Origin of the sequence: Rhizobium sp. RAF36 (assembly GCF_052114105.1) — a bacterium.
Taxonomy (GTDB): Bacteria; Pseudomonadota; Alphaproteobacteria; order Rhizobiales; family Rhizobiaceae; genus Rhizobium.
On record NZ_JBFREC010000004.1, the window covers coordinates 110,313 to 126,129 of the forward strand.

Here is a 15,817-nt window from a genome sequence, read left to right on the forward strand (position 1 = left end):
TAGAATGGATTATCTCGTCAACCTGTCGGCCTTGCCTGCCGACAAAACGTCACAAGCCGCCATGACGGAGGCGCGGGTGACAGTCAGGCGCGCCCTGCCGCCCGAGCTCAAACTGATCATCGGCTGGATCGAGGACAAATTTGGAAGCGGCTGGGCCAGCGAAGCAACGGTTGCCATGACCCGCCAGCCGCCCACCTGCTTTGTCGCGACGCGCGATGGCGCGCTGATCGGCTTTGCCTGCCATGAAGCCACGGCGCGCGGCTTCTTCGGCCCAACCGGCGTTGATGAAAATGCGCGCGGCCTCGGCATCGGCCGTGCTCTCCTGTTTGCCAGCCTGAACGACCTTAAGTCGCTGGGATATGCCTATGCGATCATCGGCGACGTCGGGCCGTCCGCGTTTTACGAGAAGGCCGTTGCGGCAACGCCGATCCCGAATTCCGAGCCCGGCATTTATGCCGGCATGCTCAAAACTGACCACTAAACCCAAAGGAATAGCCATGTCCGCACCTCAACGCTCCGCCCTGCGGCTGGAGACCATATGGAATCCGCCATCCGGCAACGCAGATTTCTCCTATGCACTTCGCCTGAAGCACATGGGAGGCGAGCCGCTGACCAATTTCGCCCTCTGTGTCAGCGGGCCGGGACGTGTCGATCCGGCTGGCCGGGTCGAAGGTGCGGTTGTTTCCAAACGTCTCTCGAACTTTACGGAATTCCGTCCACCCGAAAGCTTCGTGCTCTCTCAAGGAGACACCTGGTCGATCTCTGTCTTTGCGCTGAGCTGGCAGTTTCAGCATTGGACGGATGGTGCCACCAACGCTTATCTAGCTCTTGATGACGAGCGCATCATCACGCTTGAATGCGAACCGACACGGTCGTCGGCCAGCAACGCGCCGCTCAAGCGTGGCGCAGAGATCTTTCCGGTACCTGCCCAGGTCTCCGTTCCCGTTTCCATTATTCCGTGGCCCAGCAAAGTCTCGGTTGGCGCCCGCATGCCGTTGCCTGCAGGCTTTGCCCTGCAGGCTTCCAATGCCGAAGCAGAGGGGGCGGCAGAAAATTTCACGGCGCTGGTGGAGCGGCTGTTTGCCGTCGAGGGGATGGTGAGACCGGCTGCCGAGGGAGGCATGCCTGTCTTGCTGACAGCAGCAGATCTCCCGGGGCCGGAAAGCTACCGTATCCGCTTTCGGGGCAGCAGCGTCGAGGTCGAGGCGGCCGGCCGGACTGGCTTCCTCTACGGCCTCATCACACTTGGTCAGATCTGGCGGGGCGCAAGGCTGCATCCGCAGGTCTTCCACTTTCCGGGGTCCGGCGAGATCGCCGACGAGCCGCAAATGGCCTGGCGCGGACTGCATCTCGATGTTGCCAGACAATTCTACGGCGCCGCCGAAATCAAGAAGCTGCTCGCGGTGCTGGCGTGGAACAAGCTCAACCATTTCCACTGGCATTTGTCGGACGATGAAGCGTGGCGCGTCGAGATCGACGCCTATCCGGCTCTGACGAAGATTGGCGCCTGGCGCGGCCACGGGCTGGCAATTCCGCCGCTCCTCGGCTCCAGCCCGGCTCGAACGGGCGGGTTCTATACAAAGGCGGCGGTACGAGAGATCGTTTCGCTCGCCTCTTCGTTCGGCATAACCGTCGTTCCGGAAATCGACATGCCGGGCCATTGCTATGCGATGCAGCTTGCCATTCCGGAACTGCGCGATCCGGACGAGATGGGCAGCTACTATTCCGTCCAGGGCTTTCCGGACAATTGCCTCAATCCGGCAAGGGAAGAGACCTACGAGATCGTCGAGACCATTCTCTCCGAACTCATCGACCTGTTCCCTTCGAAGATCATCCACATCGGTGCCGACGAGGTTCCGCTCGGAGCCTGGTCCGGTTCTCCGCAGGCACTGGCAAGATTGCGTTCACTCGCCGGTAACGAGATCGCCGACAGGCATGCGGAACGACTGAACGTCATTACCAACGACCATGGCGCCGACGATATTTCCGGGTCGGGCACCGCGGTGCTGCAGGCCGAATTCCTGCAGCGGGTGCAGCGCTTCCTGGCCGCCAACGGATGCGCCACCGGCGGTTGGGAGGAGGCAGCTCATGGAGACGTCATCGACAAATCGCGCAGCTATCTCTGCAGCTGGAGAAATGTCGAAGTGGCGGCCGAACTCGCCGCCCAAGGCTACGAAATCGTGGTTTGCCCCGGCCAGGTCTACTATCTCGATATGGCACTCAGGCCGGATTGGGACGAGCCGGGCGCCAACTGGGCGGGCACGTCCGATGCTGAAAAGCTCTACCAGTTCGATCCGGTCGAGGGATGGACGGACGCGCAGAGGAACATGCTTCGCGGGATACAGGCCTGCATCTGGTCCGAACCGATGACCGACCGGGCCGTCTTCGATCGCCTGGTCTTTCCAAGGCTTTCGGCCCTTGCCGAAAACGGCTGGACGAGACCGGAGACGAAATCCTGGGAGCGGTTCCGTGCACTCGCCGGACTGATGCCGCTTCTCTACGGCATCCAGCAAGCCTGAGGCCGCTAGCCCAGCGGCTTCTGCAGCACGTCGAAACGGGGGTTCGTTTCGGAAAAGATCGGGAGGGCTGCGGCGCCGAGAATGGCCGTATCCTTCCCGGTCGTGCCGATGGTGACGCGCGGCACGGTCCTTATCTCATCCGGATCGATCGGTACGGGGAGCGGTGCCAGGCAGTCCGCCAGCCGCTGCATCATCAGCGTCGATATGCTGCCGCCGAGAACGATCGTCTGCGGGTCGAAGGCAAGCTCGAGGAAGTCGATCGTCTGCCGCAAGGGCTCGACCGCCAGCGCCAGCCAGTCCTCAAGGCCTTTGCCGCCGGCTCTCACCCGTTCGTCGAGTTCGTCTGTCGAAAGCTCGCCTGCATTGCCGATGCCCATGAATTCATAGGCGACCGATGGCGACACATAGCGGTCGAGGCAACCACGTTTGCCGCAGGGGCAGAGCCTGCCGTTGCGTTCGACGATGATATGGCCGATTTCGCCTGCATTGTAGCGGCTGCCCTTGTAGAGATGGCCGTCGAGAAACATGCCGGCACCGATACCGCCGTCGCGGGCAAGGTAAAGATAGACGAAACTGTTGAAGCCGCGTGCAACGCCGTGAAGGCGCTCGCCGATCGCCGCTGCCGCCGCATCGTTCTCGATGAGCACCGGCAAGCCCAGACGGTCTTCAAGCTCGCGTCCCACAGGAAAACGCTGCCATCCCGGCAGATTCTGGGGGCTGAGCGTGGTCACCCCTCCGTCGGCATAGCGCCCGGGAAGCGCCATGCCGATCCCGAGAAGGCGGCGGCGGTCAAACGCGAATGCGCCCTGAAGCTCGGCGACGACACCCTCAAGAACTGGAATTGCCTTCTCCGGATCGGCGTGATCGATGTTGTGCTCCACGCGGGCGCAGATGGCCCCGGAGAGATCCGTCAGAATGCCGCTGGCGCGCTGACTTCCAAGCTCCAGGCCGATCGAATATGCTCCCTTCGGATTGATCGAGTAGGGGATGATCGGCTGTCCGCGCGCGGTCTTCTGTGGTTCGCCGGAAATCAAAAGGTGAGAGCGTTCCAGGTCCTCGACAATGTTGGACACCGTTTGCGTGGTCAGCGCGGTCATCCGCGCGATCGCCGCCCGGGACAGCGGTCCACTGCTGCGGATCGCTTCGATCACAACCCGGCGGTTATGGAATTTCGCTTGCTCAAGGTTGGTGCCCGATATTGTTTTCATGGATCTTTCGTCGCAAATGCAGCGTTACCTTTCCCATGAGACAAGCCCCGGGGAAAGCGCTTTTTTGAGCATGTAGCGGCAGGAGGCGTGCCGCTCGATCCGCAGCCCGAAAGAAGCATCTCCCATGGGATGTTGGTTGCGCAACTCTTCCGCCAAAACTGCCCAAGCGCATGCATGCATGCAGGCCATCCGCCTGCTAAATCCCGCGCAGGAAATACTCGAGATTGCGGCGATCCGGCGTGCCAAACGTGCTTCAGATCGTTGAGCAGATTTCGCTCAACTTGGAGGCCCGTTTATCCAGGGTTGAAACAATAGGTAAAGTACCACCGGCCATTTTTGGGGTAAACAAAGACAATTCTAATAAAACTTTTAATACTAATCATTTGCTAAGTAAGTCCTCTCAGAGTTGCTCGATGATTTCTTGTAGCTGAGGCGGAAGACATGTTTGTCGGCACGGACCTTAGCAGTCCGGCGGCGATGGCAGATGGTCGAATCATCGGGCACACCGGCTCCGCAACCCTGACGCGGGTCGGCGCGCGGCGCGGGATAGTCGGCAGTAAAAACCACCACTTCAGATATGCTTAATATCTAATTAACGGTGTCGGGATAGTGTTTCGCGAGGGCGCAAGGCGGGCGGTTCAGGATCGTTCCGATGCCGGTAATCGTGGGGTCACTGAAACATGTCCAGCTTTCCGAAACTCGGTTTTGATGCCTCGTCCGTGCTGGAGGCGTTGAGCCGCTCGCAAGCCATCATCGAGTTCGATCTTTCTGGCAACATCCTGACTGCCAACGAGAATTTCTGCAAAGCCGTCGGCTACCAGCGCTCTGAGATCGTCGGCCGTCATCACAGCATGTTCGTGCTGCGCGATGAGGCAGCATCGACGGAATACAAGGCGTTCTGGGCAAAGCTGGCGCGCGGAGAGTATGATCAGGGCCAGTACCGGCGTCTGGCGAAGAATGGCCATGAAATCTGGATCGAAGCCTCCTACAATCCGGTCTTCCGCCGCGGCAAGCCCTACAAGGTGGTGAAGATCGCCACCGATATCACCGCGATCAAGCGCAAGAGCGCCGAAGACGAGGGGAAGCTGGCAGCGCTGTCGCGTGCGCAGGCCGTCATCGAGTTCACACCCGATGGCACGATCCTCAAGGCCAACGAGAATTTCCTCGGAGCGCTTGGCTACGAAGCGTCCGAGATCATCGGCAAGCATCACGCGATGTTTTGCGAAGCGGGCTACGCCCAATCGCAGGAGTACCGGGATTTCTGGGCCGAACTGCGCTCGGGAAAATTCTCCACCGGGCAGTTCATGCGGCTTGGAAAGGATGGCAAGCGCGTCTTCATTCAGGCGTCCTACAATCCGATCATCGACCACAAGGGCGAGGTCTTCAAGGTCGTCAAATTTGCGATCGACGTGACTGACCGGATGGATGCGGTGGAAGAGCTTGGCGCGGCGCTCGAACGGCTGTCGCAGTGCAATATCCGCGTTACACTCGACAAGCCCTTCGTTGGTGAATTCGAACGGCTGCGCCGCGACTTCAACAAGTCGATCGGCGAGTTCCAGAAGACGCTGGTCAATGTTCTCGGCCAGACCGGTGACCTCAGCAAGAGCAGCCAGGAGGTGCGCGAGGCTTCCGAGCATCTTGCCGAACGCTCCCGTGAGCAGGCAGCAGCCCTTGAGGAGACGACGGCGGCACTCGGCGAGATCACTGCCACCGTCCGCTCGTCATCGGAAAACACCAAGGAAACCCGGCAGCTTGTTCAAAGCGCCCGGGCTTCGACCGCAGCCTCGACCAACGTTGTGGAGCAGACCGTCAACGCGATGCAGCGCATCGAGGCGGCCTCCCGTGAGATCAGCCAGATCATCGGAGTGATTGACGAGATCGCCTTCCAGACGAACCTTCTGGCGTTGAACGCCGGTGTCGAAGCGGCGCGCGCCGGCGAGGCCGGCAAGGGCTTTGCCGTCGTCGCTCAGGAAGTGCGGGAACTTGCTCAGCGCTCCGCGAATGCGGCAAAGGAAATCAAGGCACTGATCAACAATTCCGGCACCGAGGTGCTCGAAGGCGTCCGGCTGGTCGGTGAGACCGGCGAGGCACTGAAGCAGATCGACGTTCTCGTCAAACGGATCGACGGCAATGTCGACCGAATCGCCCATGCGGCTGACGAGCAGACGGCGGGACTTGGCGATATCAGCAAGGCAGTCGAGCGGCTCGACCAGATGACGCGCGAAAATGCGGCGATGAGTGCGCGCACGACGGCGATCAGCAGCACCCTGGCGCTCGGCGCCGATGCGCTGTCGCAGCTGGTCAGCCTCTTCAAGCTGAACCGCCGCGCGGTGATGCGCGACGACGGCTCGTCGGTCAAATCGAACTATCAGGGATCCCGGACCCCTGAGGCGGGCCGTTCGGCCGCCTGACCCGCCTTCGATTGGATGACTTGCCAGCTGGCTGGATAGGCCTAATCTCCGCGGCGTTGTTTCCTTCGGAGATCATGCTGTGTCTGCAATCAAAGCTGCTGCCATCGCCCTATTGACCGCACTCGCCCTGACCACGGCGGCAAAAGCCGCCGAGCGCTGGGAAACGCTACCCAGCTTTCCACCGACGCCGCCCGCCAAGGCCAGCGGCATGGCACCGGTCAATGATATCAAGATGTACTACGCTGAGTATGGTGAGGGCGACCCTATCCTCTTCATTCACGGCGGCCTCGGCAGCGCCGATGTCTGGGGCAATCAGGTCGCGGATTTTGCCCGGGATCATCGGGTGATCGTTGCCGACAGCCGCGGCCATGGCCGCTCGACGCGCAGCGCCCAGCCCTTCGGCTACGACCTGATGACGTCCGACTACGTGGCACTGCTCGACTATCTGAAGCTGGACAGGGTCACGCTGGTTGGCTGGTCCGACGGCGGCATTATTGGCATCGACATGGCGATGAAGCATCCGGAAAAGCTGACGCGGGTCATTGCCCAGGCGGCGAATGTCACGACCGATGGCGTCAAGGCCGACGTGATGACCAACAAGACCTTCAGCGACTACATCAATGCAGCGGGCGAATCCTACAAGAAGCTGTCGCCGACGCCGAACGAATATGACGCGTTCGTCAACCAGATCTCGGCGATGTGGGCGAGCCAGCCGGCCTGGACGGCTGCGGATCTCGGCAAGATCGCCGTGCCGGTGACGCTGGCGATCGGCGACCACGACGAGGCCGTCAAACTCGATCATACTGAGATGATGGCGAAGGAAATTCCGGGCGCCAAACTGGTGATCCTCAAGGATGCCAGCCATTTTGCGATGCTGCAGGATCCGGAAGGCTACGACGCGATGATCCGCAATGCGATTGCCGGGAAGTAGGCATTCTGCCCGAAGAAAAGGAGGCCCGCCGAATTCCGGTTCAGCGGGCCCCGCATTGGTGTCGGTCATCTGTCCTTTTCACCATAGCCAAATGGATATGGGAGACGGCTGCCGCTTCGGCAATTCGTCCGAAAGGCGTAGCACCGTCTACCCCCTGCCGCTCCAGCGCAGTTTCGCGCAAGCATGATCTAATATAATTGCCCGGCGCGAACAGAGGGCGGTCGATGCGGCGATCCCTTAAATGGGTGTTTGCATACCTCATGGCGGCCGGTCTCTCACTGGCCGGTCCTTCCGCCGACGCGCGCGATGCGGCCCCCTGGAACCGGCAGGATGCGGCGCTTATCGTCGATGCCTATGAGATGAACGCGATCGACTGGGATGCTCTGCTCACTGACAAGCGGATCGCCGGGATGATTTCCAAGGCCTCGGACGGGCTTCCGGAAGTGTTTGATTGCAGCGGCGAGCATCGCGGCGATACCGTCGCGCATTGCAAGACGATGTGGCGCAAATATGCGGTCAGCCGCGAGCTCTATCAGACCCGGAAATTCATTGCCAAGCAGAGCGGGCTGCTATGGGGCGCCTATCATGTCGCCAGACCCGGTAACCCGGTCGATCAGGCCAACCACTTTCTGGACTACGCAGAGCCCGGTCCAGACGACCTGATGGTCCTTGATCTCGAGGGCCTCGACACCGATCAGTTCATGTCGCTGTCTGATGCGCAGATCTTTGCCGGGCATATCCGCACCCGCACCGGCCGCTATCCGATCCTCTACGTCAACCACGCGACCGCCCGCTATATCGCCGCCTACCGGCAGGTCTATCCGGTGCTGGCACGGCTGCCGATCTGGTATGCGCGCTACAAGCCCGATGTCGGCGGTACGTTTCCGATGGGCAACTGGCAGCAATATTTCCTCTGGCAGTTCTCCTCGGCGTCGAATTGCTCGAAGAGACGCTGCCCCTACCGGGTGCCGGGAACGCTGACGGATATCGATGTCAACCTCGCCTCCGTGAATAGAGAGCAGCTGAAAGCCATCTGGCCGCAGGGCCGCCTGCTGCCGCCCGAAGATCCCGATCCGCCGCTGATCCTGGCAAAGATCGAACTCCCAGGCGTGTTCGACCGCTCGATTGCGGCCGACACGATCATCACCGCGGCAATTCCCGGCGACGGGGGCCGGTAACCCGCGTCAGCCCTTGGCTGCCTTTTCGGCTTCCATCTCGGCAATATCTTGGAACCGGTCGGCGATGCGCGCATGCGGCCGTCCGCCGTCGGCTGCGCCGATCGCGACGATGATTTCATCAGCGCCCGGGGCATCGGCAATCATGAAGTTGGCGGTCAGGAAGTGCGAGCGCTTGCCGCTCTCGCTCTTGTGCATCATCGGCAGCGACAGCAGGGCGCCCGGCGCGTTGCGGGTATTGGCGAATTCCAGATAGTTGGTGCCGCCGATCGCCCCGCGGAACGGGTTGCCGAAGCGCAGCGTATGGATCATCGCGGAGGCATGTTCGATCTCGCCGTTGATGCCGACCGCTGCCGCCTTGCCGCAGGCCTCGATCTTCTCGGCATCCATCTGCCGCAGCAGGCGGCTGGTCATCTCGTGGCTGAGCTCGCCGGCAATGCGGATGATCTCCGGCCGCAGGTTCTCGACGAAGCCGCGCCCGGCCCAGGGGTTCTGGATCACCGCTGCCACGACGACCATGGTCACCGGCCGAGGTGCTGCCTTGCCGCCTTCGACATGCGTTTCTTCGAGGAAGGTGGAAATCTTTCTGATGCCGAGTGTCATGCCTTGCGCCGATACGAAATGTTGAAACTGGCTAGAAGCCTAGCGGCTAAACGGCGAACGTCTTCCTTCGATCGGCGGAAGGGTGCAGCTTCGGCTTCCGTCGAAACGGAGTAGATTTCTATCGAGGCCGCGCGCATGATACGCGCCAGCCGGTGGGGAGCGAGGCAGGTTGGATCAGAAGTCTCAGATATTGGCGCTCCGCGACGTCGCGAGCCAGATCAACAGCGGCGGCGACCTTCAGACCGTGCTGCAGCACCTGATCGCGGCCGCCTGCCGCCACGCCCATTGGTCGCTCGGTTCGATCATGGGCATCGATGCGGCGCATGGTTATGCCTATGTCATCGTCCGCTACGATCCGACGCTGATCGAACGCCAGCTGCCGGACCGATGGGAGCTGGCGACCAGCCCGTCGCTGATTGCCCTGCAGCGCAACGAGCCAGTCTATATCCGCGACGCGCGCGAGACGGCCGAGTTTCCGGGTTATCGCAAAGAGGCCTTCGAGCGCGACTACCGCACCGTCGTCGTCATGCCGATGAATTGCCGGGATGCCGAGGGCCGGCCGATGGTGCTCAGCGTCATCTCCCGGCAGATCACCGATGTCACGGAAGACGACCTCGCCTTTCTCGGCGCCATCATTCACATGGGCGCCATCGCCGTCGAGCGCGAGCACCGGCTGGAGGCCGAGAAGCGCGCAGCGCAGCGGCTGGAGCGGGCGTTGCAGGCGCATACCTCGCTGCTCGAACATGTGCTTAGTGACGGTGCGGTTGCGCCGCTCTCGGCGATGGTCGGCATGATGCTGCCGAACCCGACTGTGGTGGTGGATTTCACCGCCAATCAGGTCATCGCAGGGCGGCCTCCAAATGCGCTTTATGACGAGGCCTCCTGGCAGGAGGCCGCGTCCACCGTCTTTGCCCGGCCGCTGATGAAGGCGGCGCGCGAAGCGATCGATCGCGGCACGACCGATGCCGCGAGCCTGTTTCTCGATGATGGCACGCAGCGCTTCAAGATCTCGGCCCGCATCGAGGCGCTGATGGTCGATAACCAGCTGGTGGGGGCACTGATCATCTTCCCCACCTCGCGCGAGTTCAGCGATCTCGATCTCCTGATGCTCGACAGCGCCAAGTTCGCGCTCAGCGTCCAGATGATGCGCAGCTTCATCCGCTTCCGGTTCGAGACGCGCACGCAGACCGAACTGTTCTTCGAGATCGTCGAGGCCAGATGGCGCAATGCCGGGGATGTCGCCCAGCGCGCCCAAAGGCTGGGGCTCAATTTCGCGACGCCGCAGCAGATGATCGTCATCGATTTCCCGGACAAGACGAAGGCGTTTGGCGGGGCTTCCGTCGATGTAGAACACACGCTTGCCCGCATCATGCAGCAGGCATCGCTGCAGGCGAGCCTGATTGCGATCGACGGCGGTGTCGTATGCCTGGTTCCGCATGATCCGAGCAAGCGGCAGGAGCGCACGGCCAAGCTGACACGGCGCATCGCCGAAGAGCTCGGCCGCTATTTCGACGAGCCACCGGTGGTCGTGGCGGGCAACCGCTGTGCAGCACTTTCCGATTATCCCGCCGCCTGGGAACGCTGCAGCCGGATGATCCGCATCGGCCGCTCCTTCGGGCTGACAGGCGCCGTTTCCGCTCAGGATTTCGGGCCGCTGCCGATGCTGGTTGCGGCGTCCGAAGCGGGCGATGTCCGCAGCTTCGTTCAGGAAAGCGTCGGCGCCATTGCCGAGCATGACCGCGAGAACGGCACGCCTTATCTCGAAACGCTCTCCACCTATCTGCAGGAAGGCTGCCGCAGCCAGGCCTGCGCCGATACGATGGGTCTGCACGTGACGACGTTGCGCTATCGTCTGTCGCGCATCCAGGAGCTCTTCGGCGTCGATGTCGAGACACCTGAGAAGCGCTTTGCGGTCGAGCTGGCGATCCGCCTGCATGGCGTCATCGACAACCGCGCAACGGCCGGAAAGTAATCTCCCACAGCCTCTTTATCCTCGCTTGCAGTGCTTTCGCGCGGTCACTTTCCCTCTCCTATGGATCGCAGCAGAAGTTTTCCGGCCTTTCCTTTGAAGGCGCGGAAGAACCACCGGACAGGCAGCGATAGCCTCCTCTTCAACAAACGGAGGAGGCAGGAAAGCATGGCGGAGATAGCGGCAAAGGCGGATGCGCCGATCGATCCGATCGCACTGCGCCGGGCCTTCGGAACCTTCGTGACGGGCGTCACCGTCATCACCACCCGCGATGAAGACGGCACGCCACGCGGCATGACCGCGAATTCCTTCACCTCGGTGTCGCTCGATCCGCCGCTGCTTCTGGTCTGCATCGCCAAGTCCGCGTCCAGCTATCAGGCCTTTACCGGTGCCGGTTGCTTTGCAGTCAATATCCTCCATGAAGGCCAGGTCGATGTATCCGGTACCTTCGCCTCGAAGTCGCCGGACAAGTTCCAGTCCGTCACCCACGACCATATCCATACCGGTGCGCCTGTTCTGACGGATAGCCTCACCTGGTTCGACTGCACGACTTTCAACTCGGTCGATGCCGGCGATCATACGGTTCTGATCGGTCAGGTCAGGGCTTTCGGCACCAGCCCGACCGCGCCGCTCGGCTTCTGCCGCGGCCGCTATGCCAGCGTCAAGGATCCGTTGCCCGCGGGCTGGCTCGCCTCGCATGGCATGATCATCGGCTACCTGATCGAAGCCGGTGATGGGTTGCTACTGCGCTCGGACGGAAAGGGCAGTTGGGTGCTTCCCTCGGCGCGCCGCCGCAAGGCCGACAGCCAGCTTGTCGTCGAAGGCGGCGATGCGTTGCGGCTGATGCCGGACGAGACCTTCCTCTACTCGGTCTTCGACGTTGCCGACAGCGATCCCGGCTATCTCGTCTATCGTGCCCGGCTGGCGGGCGAGGGGGAGGGCGTCAATCTGCCTGCCGATCTCCGTTTCTTTGCGATCGACGATCTTCCCTACGAGACGATCGCCACCCACGAACTGCGATCGATGCTGCGCCGCTATGTGCGCGAGCGGCAGGCCGGCCGGTTCGGCATCTACATGGATTCCGACGATGGCGGCCGCGTCGCGATGATCGACGGCGAAGCCCGTGCCTGGATCCAAGCCTCCCAAGACCAAGGACAGTGACATGAAGACGACAGTCAGCTCCATCGAAGGTTCGCGCCAGGGCCTGTTCATCAACGGCGAATTCGTGGCGCCGAAGAACGGCAACTATATCGCAAGCTATGATCCGACGACCGGCGAGCGCTGGTACGATCTGGCGGAGGCCGATGCCGATGACGTTGCGGCTGCCGTCGCTGCAGCAAATGCCGCCTTCCGCAATCCTGCCTGGCGGCGCATGACACAGACCGATCGCGGCGCGCTGGTGCGCCGTCTTGCCGAGCTTGTCCGGGCCAATGCCGATACGCTGGCCGAGATCGAGACACGCGACAATGGCAAGCTGCTGAAGGAAACGCGGGCGCAGATGCGCTCGATGCCGGATAGCTATCACTATTTCGCCGGCATGGCAGACAAGCTGCAGGGCGACACCATCCCGATCAACCGGGTCGATACGCTGAACCTCAACCTGCGCGAACCGCTCGGCGTCGTCGGCATGATCACGCCCTGGAACTCGCCGCTGATGCTGCTCACCGGCACGCTGGCACCATGCCTGGCGATCGGCAACACCGTCGTCATCAAGCCTTCCGAACATGCAAGTGCGTCGACGCTGGCGCTGGCCGAACTGATCCATGAGGCGGGCTTTCCGGCTGGCGTCGTCAATGTCGTGACCGGTACCGGGAAGAGTGCGGGCGAGGCGCTGACACGCCATCCGGGCGTCTCGAAGTATGTCTTCACCGGCAGCACCGCCACCGGCCGCCGCATTGCCGGCAATGCGGCGCAGAACCTCGTGCCCTGCTCGATGGAGCTCGGCGGCAAGTCTCCGCATGTGGTCTTCGGCGATGTCGAGATCGAGCACGCGGTCAACGGCGTCGTCTCCGGCGTCTTTGCCGCTGCGGGACAGACCTGCGTTGCCGGTTCGCGCTGCTTCGTCGAGGCCAGCATCTACGACAAATTCATCGATGCGCTGGTTGCCCGTACCGCCCGAATCCGCGTTGGCCTTCCGACGGCCGAGGAGACGGATATCGGTCCGTTGGCGCTCGCCGACCAGCTCACCAAGGTCGAGGGTTACGTAGCTTCGGGCGTCAAGGAAGGCGCGAAGATCGCGGCCGGTGGCCGCCGTCCCCAGAAGGATGGCCTGTCGAGCGGCGGCTGGTATTTCGAGCCGACCGTCATGGTTGATGCGCAGAACGACATGGGCTTCATGCGCGACGAGATCTTTGGCCCGGTCGTCGGCGTCATGCCGTTCCGCGACGAGGCGGAGATGATCGCGCTTGCCAATGACAGCCACTACGGCCTCGCCTCCGGGATCTGGACCAAGGATATCGACCGGGCGCTTCGCTTCGCCAATCAGATCGAAGCCGGCACGGTCTGGGTCAATACCTACCGCTCGGCCTCCTTCATGTCCGCCAATGGCGGCTTCAAGGAGAGCGGCTACGGCCGCCGCGGCGGTTTCGAGGTGATGCACGAATTCTCGCGGTTGAAGAACGTCATCATCGATTATTCCGGGGCGATGCAGGACCCCTTCGTCATCCGTCTGAAGTGACGGCACAGAAGAAAATTCAGCCCGAGAGGGAGGCTAGCAGATGAAATTCGCAGTATCGCTGACCATGGAGCGCTTCTCGCCCGATGTCTCGATGTCGACGGCCAGGAACAACCTCCTGCATCTGGCCCGGATGGCCGACGAGGGTGGCTTCGAGGCCCTGTGGACGGCCGAACATCACACGATCGAATGCACGATCTCTCCCAATCCGTTCCAGACACTCGTCTGGCTGGCACAGCATACGCAGCAGATCCGCCTGGGCACCTCGACGCTCGTCGCGCCCTACTGGACCCCGATCCGTCTTGCCGGCGAATCCGCTCTCTGCGATCACTTGACGAATGGGCGCCTGGAATTCGGCATCGCCCGCGGCTCCTACCAGTACGAGTTCGACCGGATGGCGGGCGGTATGCCGCAGCAGGAAGGCGTCGCCTATATGAAGGAGATCGTTCCCGCGGTGAAGAAGCTGTGGGCCGGCGATTATGCTCATGACGGCCACTACTGGAAGTTCCCGACGGCGACGTCGGTACCGAAGCCGCTGCAACAGCCGCATCCGCCGATCTGGGTCGCGGCGCGCGATCCTGGCTCGTTCGACTGGGCGATCGCCAATGGCGCCAGCATCCTCTCGACACCGCTCTCTCAGCCTGCCGCCGAAATCCAGGTTCTGGCCGACAAGTTCAACAAGGCCGTTGCCGACCATCCGGAAGTCCCGCGCCCGCGCTTCATGATGCAGCGCCGCACCTGCGTCTACGACAAGCCGGACGGCTGGGAGACCGCCGTCAAGCACAGCATGGACTACGGCCGGGCCTTCGAAAACCTGATGCAGAATATCGGCAATGTGCGCGAAGGGTTTCCGGAAGCGGTTCCCTATGAGACGGTCAAGGGCAAGGACAACTACAACCCGGACAATATCCGCAAGAACCTGATGTTCGGCACGCCGGACGAGGCGATCGAAAAGCTGCTGGTCTATGAAGCAGCCGGTGTGGATCAGTATTGTCTCGGGCTCACCTTCAATCTGCCCTTCGAGCTACAGAAACGGACGATCGAGCTGTTCGTCAAGGAAATCATGCCCTTCTTCGCGGCCCGCGAAAAAGACAAGCAGCGCAAGGCTGCGGCGGGCTGATCATGGCAGAGGCACAGCGCCATACCGTCGGAGACGTGATGCTCAACTACCGGATCGACGGCAGCGGCGATCCGCTGGTCTGCATCCACGGCGTCGGCTCCTATCTCGAGGCATGGTCGGGCGTGGTCGAGCGTCTGAAGGACAGGTTTACGATCCTGACCTTCGATTTGCGCGGCCACGGCCATTCGAGCCGGGCCAAGGGCCGCTATGAGATCGACGATTTCGTCAACGAAGCGCTGGCGCTGGCCGACAAGGCAGGCTTCTCGACCTTCCATCTCGCCGGCTTCTCGCTCGGCGGGCTGATCGCCCAGCGTCTGGCGCTGACCCATCTCGAGCGCTTGCGCAAGCTGGTGCTGCTATCGACGGTCGCTGGCCGGACGCCGGAGGAGCGGACGCGAGTTCTCGAACGGCTGTCGGCGCTGCGCGCCGGCACGCCTGCCGACCATCACAATGCATCGCTGTCCCGGTGGCTGACCGAAGAATTCCAGGACAACAATCCGGAGGTAATCGCGACGCTTAGGCAGCGCGATGCCGAGAATGATCCGGAATGCTATGCGGCGGCCTACCGCGTGCTGGCGGAAACCGACTTCGGCGGATTCCTCGATCAGATCCGCTGCCCGACGCTGATTGCGACGGGCGAGGACGATGCCGGGTCGAACCCGCGCATGGCCCGATACATGCACGAGCGCATTCCAGGCTCGAAGCTCGCGATCCTGCCGGGCCTCCGCCACTCGATCCTGATCGAGGCACCGCAGACGGTTGCCGAGCTGATGCGCGGGTTCCTGACAACCGGGGAGTCTAACCATGGATGAAGCGCTCAGAAAGAGCGGCGAGGCCATCCGGCGCAAGGTTCTTGGCGACGACTACGTCGATCGCGCCATCAGCGGCGCCGACAGTTTCTCGGCCCCGTTCCAGGATGTGCTCAACGAATATTGCTGGGGTGCGGCCTGGACCGATGACGGTCTCGATCTCAAGCAGCGCAGCCTTTTGAACCTCGGCATGCTGGCGGCGCTCAATCGCATGCATGAATTCGGCATCCATTTCCGCGGCGCCATCCGCAATGGGCTGACCGATGACGAGCTCAGGGCGGCACTCACGCAGATCGCGATCTATTGCGGCATTCCGGCCGGCGTCGAAGCCTTCCGCGTCGCCCGCTCGATCCGCGACGAGATGCGCCAGAAAGGAGAGCTCTGACTTCCATCGATTC

Annotated in this window: 13 protein-coding genes; 11 read left to right on the forward strand and 2 right to left on the reverse strand. The window is 62.2% G+C overall.

Going from position 1 to position 15,817, the window contains the following annotated elements; all coding sequences use genetic code 11:
• The first annotated feature begins 4 nt into the window (after positions 1–4).
• Both AB4Z25_RS15855 and AB4Z25_RS15860 read left to right on the forward strand, forming a co-directional pair.
• On the forward strand, positions 5–481 hold the full coding sequence (locus AB4Z25_RS15855; RefSeq protein WP_442208452.1) for a GNAT family N-acetyltransferase: 477 nt from the start codon (positions 5–7) through the stop codon (positions 479–481).
• A gap of 16 nt (positions 482–497) precedes the next feature.
• Complete coding sequence (locus AB4Z25_RS15860; protein WP_442208453.1) at positions 498–2,519, forward strand: beta-N-acetylhexosaminidase; 2,022 nt, start codon at positions 498–500, stop codon at positions 2,517–2,519.
• A 5-nt stretch (positions 2,520–2,524) separates the two neighbouring features.
• Here the strand turns inward: AB4Z25_RS15860 and AB4Z25_RS15865 are convergent, their stop codons facing one another.
• Positions 2,525–3,727, reverse strand: coding sequence for an ROK family transcriptional regulator (locus tag AB4Z25_RS15865; protein ID WP_112597339.1), 1,203 nt, complete (start codon positions 3,725–3,727; stop codon positions 2,525–2,527).
• Between the two features lie 680 nt (positions 3,728–4,407).
• Here AB4Z25_RS15865 and AB4Z25_RS15870 point away from each other — a divergent pair.
• From AB4Z25_RS15870 to AB4Z25_RS15880, 3 genes are all read left to right on the forward strand, one after another.
• Positions 4,408–6,138 carry a methyl-accepting chemotaxis protein gene (locus AB4Z25_RS15870; protein WP_112597334.1) on the forward strand — a complete coding sequence of 577 codons (1,731 nt, stop codon included), beginning with the start codon at positions 4,408–4,410 and terminating at the stop codon, positions 6,136–6,138.
• 88 nt (positions 6,139–6,226) lie between these two features.
• Positions 6,227–7,069 (forward strand): alpha/beta fold hydrolase, encoded by an 843-nt coding sequence (locus AB4Z25_RS15875; RefSeq protein WP_442208772.1) that lies wholly within the window; start codon positions 6,227–6,229, stop codon positions 7,067–7,069.
• Positions 7,070–7,293: 224 nt separating this feature from the next.
• Complete coding sequence (locus AB4Z25_RS15880; protein WP_442208454.1) at positions 7,294–8,247, forward strand: glycoside hydrolase family 25 protein; 954 nt, start codon at positions 7,294–7,296, stop codon at positions 8,245–8,247.
• Positions 8,248–8,253: 6 nt separating this feature from the next.
• On the opposite strand, the gene AB4Z25_RS15885 is transcribed toward AB4Z25_RS15880, so the two are convergent.
• Positions 8,254–8,847 (reverse strand): amino acid synthesis family protein, encoded by a 594-nt coding sequence (locus AB4Z25_RS15885; protein WP_442208455.1) that lies wholly within the window; start codon positions 8,845–8,847, stop codon positions 8,254–8,256.
• Positions 8,848–9,016: 169 nt separating this feature from the next.
• Between AB4Z25_RS15885 and AB4Z25_RS15890 the strand changes: the two genes are divergently transcribed.
• From AB4Z25_RS15890 to AB4Z25_RS15915, 6 genes are all read left to right on the forward strand, one after another.
• Positions 9,017–10,819, forward strand: coding sequence for a helix-turn-helix domain-containing protein (locus tag AB4Z25_RS15890; protein ID WP_442208456.1), 1,803 nt, complete (start codon positions 9,017–9,019; stop codon positions 10,817–10,819).
• 165 nt (positions 10,820–10,984) lie between these two features.
• Positions 10,985–11,977 (forward strand): flavin reductase, encoded by a 993-nt coding sequence (locus AB4Z25_RS15895; RefSeq protein ID WP_442208457.1) that lies wholly within the window; start codon positions 10,985–10,987, stop codon positions 11,975–11,977.
• Position 11,978: 1 nt separating this feature from the next.
• Positions 11,979–13,493, forward strand: coding sequence for an aldehyde dehydrogenase (locus tag AB4Z25_RS15900; RefSeq protein ID WP_442208458.1), 1,515 nt, complete (start codon positions 11,979–11,981; stop codon positions 13,491–13,493).
• Between the two features lie 40 nt (positions 13,494–13,533).
• Entirely contained in the window at positions 13,534–14,610 is a 1,077-nt protein-coding gene (locus tag AB4Z25_RS15905) for an LLM class flavin-dependent oxidoreductase (protein ID WP_442208459.1), read from the forward strand.
• Positions 14,611–14,612: 2 nt separating this feature from the next.
• Positions 14,613–15,422, forward strand: a complete 810-nt coding sequence (locus AB4Z25_RS15910) for an alpha/beta fold hydrolase (RefSeq protein ID WP_442208460.1) — start codon at positions 14,613–14,615, stop codon at positions 15,420–15,422.
• Positions 15,415–15,804: a carboxymuconolactone decarboxylase family protein gene (locus AB4Z25_RS15915; RefSeq protein ID WP_442208461.1), complete on the forward strand. Its 390-nt coding sequence runs from the start codon at positions 15,415–15,417 to the stop codon at positions 15,802–15,804. The genes AB4Z25_RS15910 and AB4Z25_RS15915 overlap by 8 nt, the downstream gene beginning before the upstream one ends.
• Positions 15,805–15,817: the final 13 nt, after the last annotated feature.

Bases quoted from the DNA above. Each gene is read 5' to 3' on its own strand.
- AB4Z25_RS15900 (WP_442208458.1), top strand. From the start codon at position 11,979: ATGAAGACGACAGTCAGCTCCATCGAAGGTTCGCGCCAGGGCCTGTTC.
- AB4Z25_RS15915 (WP_442208461.1), top strand. From the start codon at position 15,415: ATGGATGAAGCGCTCAGAAAGAGCGGCGAGGCCATCCGGCGCAAGGTT.
- AB4Z25_RS15855 (WP_442208452.1), top strand. From the start codon at position 5: ATGGATTATCTCGTCAACCTGTCGGCCTTGCCTGCCGACAAAACGTCA.
- AB4Z25_RS15905 (WP_442208459.1), top strand. From the start codon at position 13,534: ATGAAATTCGCAGTATCGCTGACCATGGAGCGCTTCTCGCCCGATGTC.
- AB4Z25_RS15895 (WP_442208457.1), top strand. From the start codon at position 10,985: ATGGCGGAGATAGCGGCAAAGGCGGATGCGCCGATCGATCCGATCGCA.
- AB4Z25_RS15865 (WP_112597339.1), bottom strand. From the start codon at position 3,727: ATGAAAACAATATCGGGCACCAACCTTGAGCAAGCGAAATTCCATAAC.
- AB4Z25_RS15860 (WP_442208453.1), top strand. From the start codon at position 498: ATGTCCGCACCTCAACGCTCCGCCCTGCGGCTGGAGACCATATGGAAT.
- AB4Z25_RS15885 (WP_442208455.1), bottom strand. From the start codon at position 8,847: ATGACACTCGGCATCAGAAAGATTTCCACCTTCCTCGAAGAAACGCAT.
- AB4Z25_RS15880 (WP_442208454.1), top strand. From the start codon at position 7,294: ATGCGGCGATCCCTTAAATGGGTGTTTGCATACCTCATGGCGGCCGGT.
- AB4Z25_RS15870 (WP_112597334.1), top strand. From the start codon at position 4,408: ATGTCCAGCTTTCCGAAACTCGGTTTTGATGCCTCGTCCGTGCTGGAG.
- AB4Z25_RS15910 (WP_442208460.1), top strand. From the start codon at position 14,613: ATGGCAGAGGCACAGCGCCATACCGTCGGAGACGTGATGCTCAACTAC.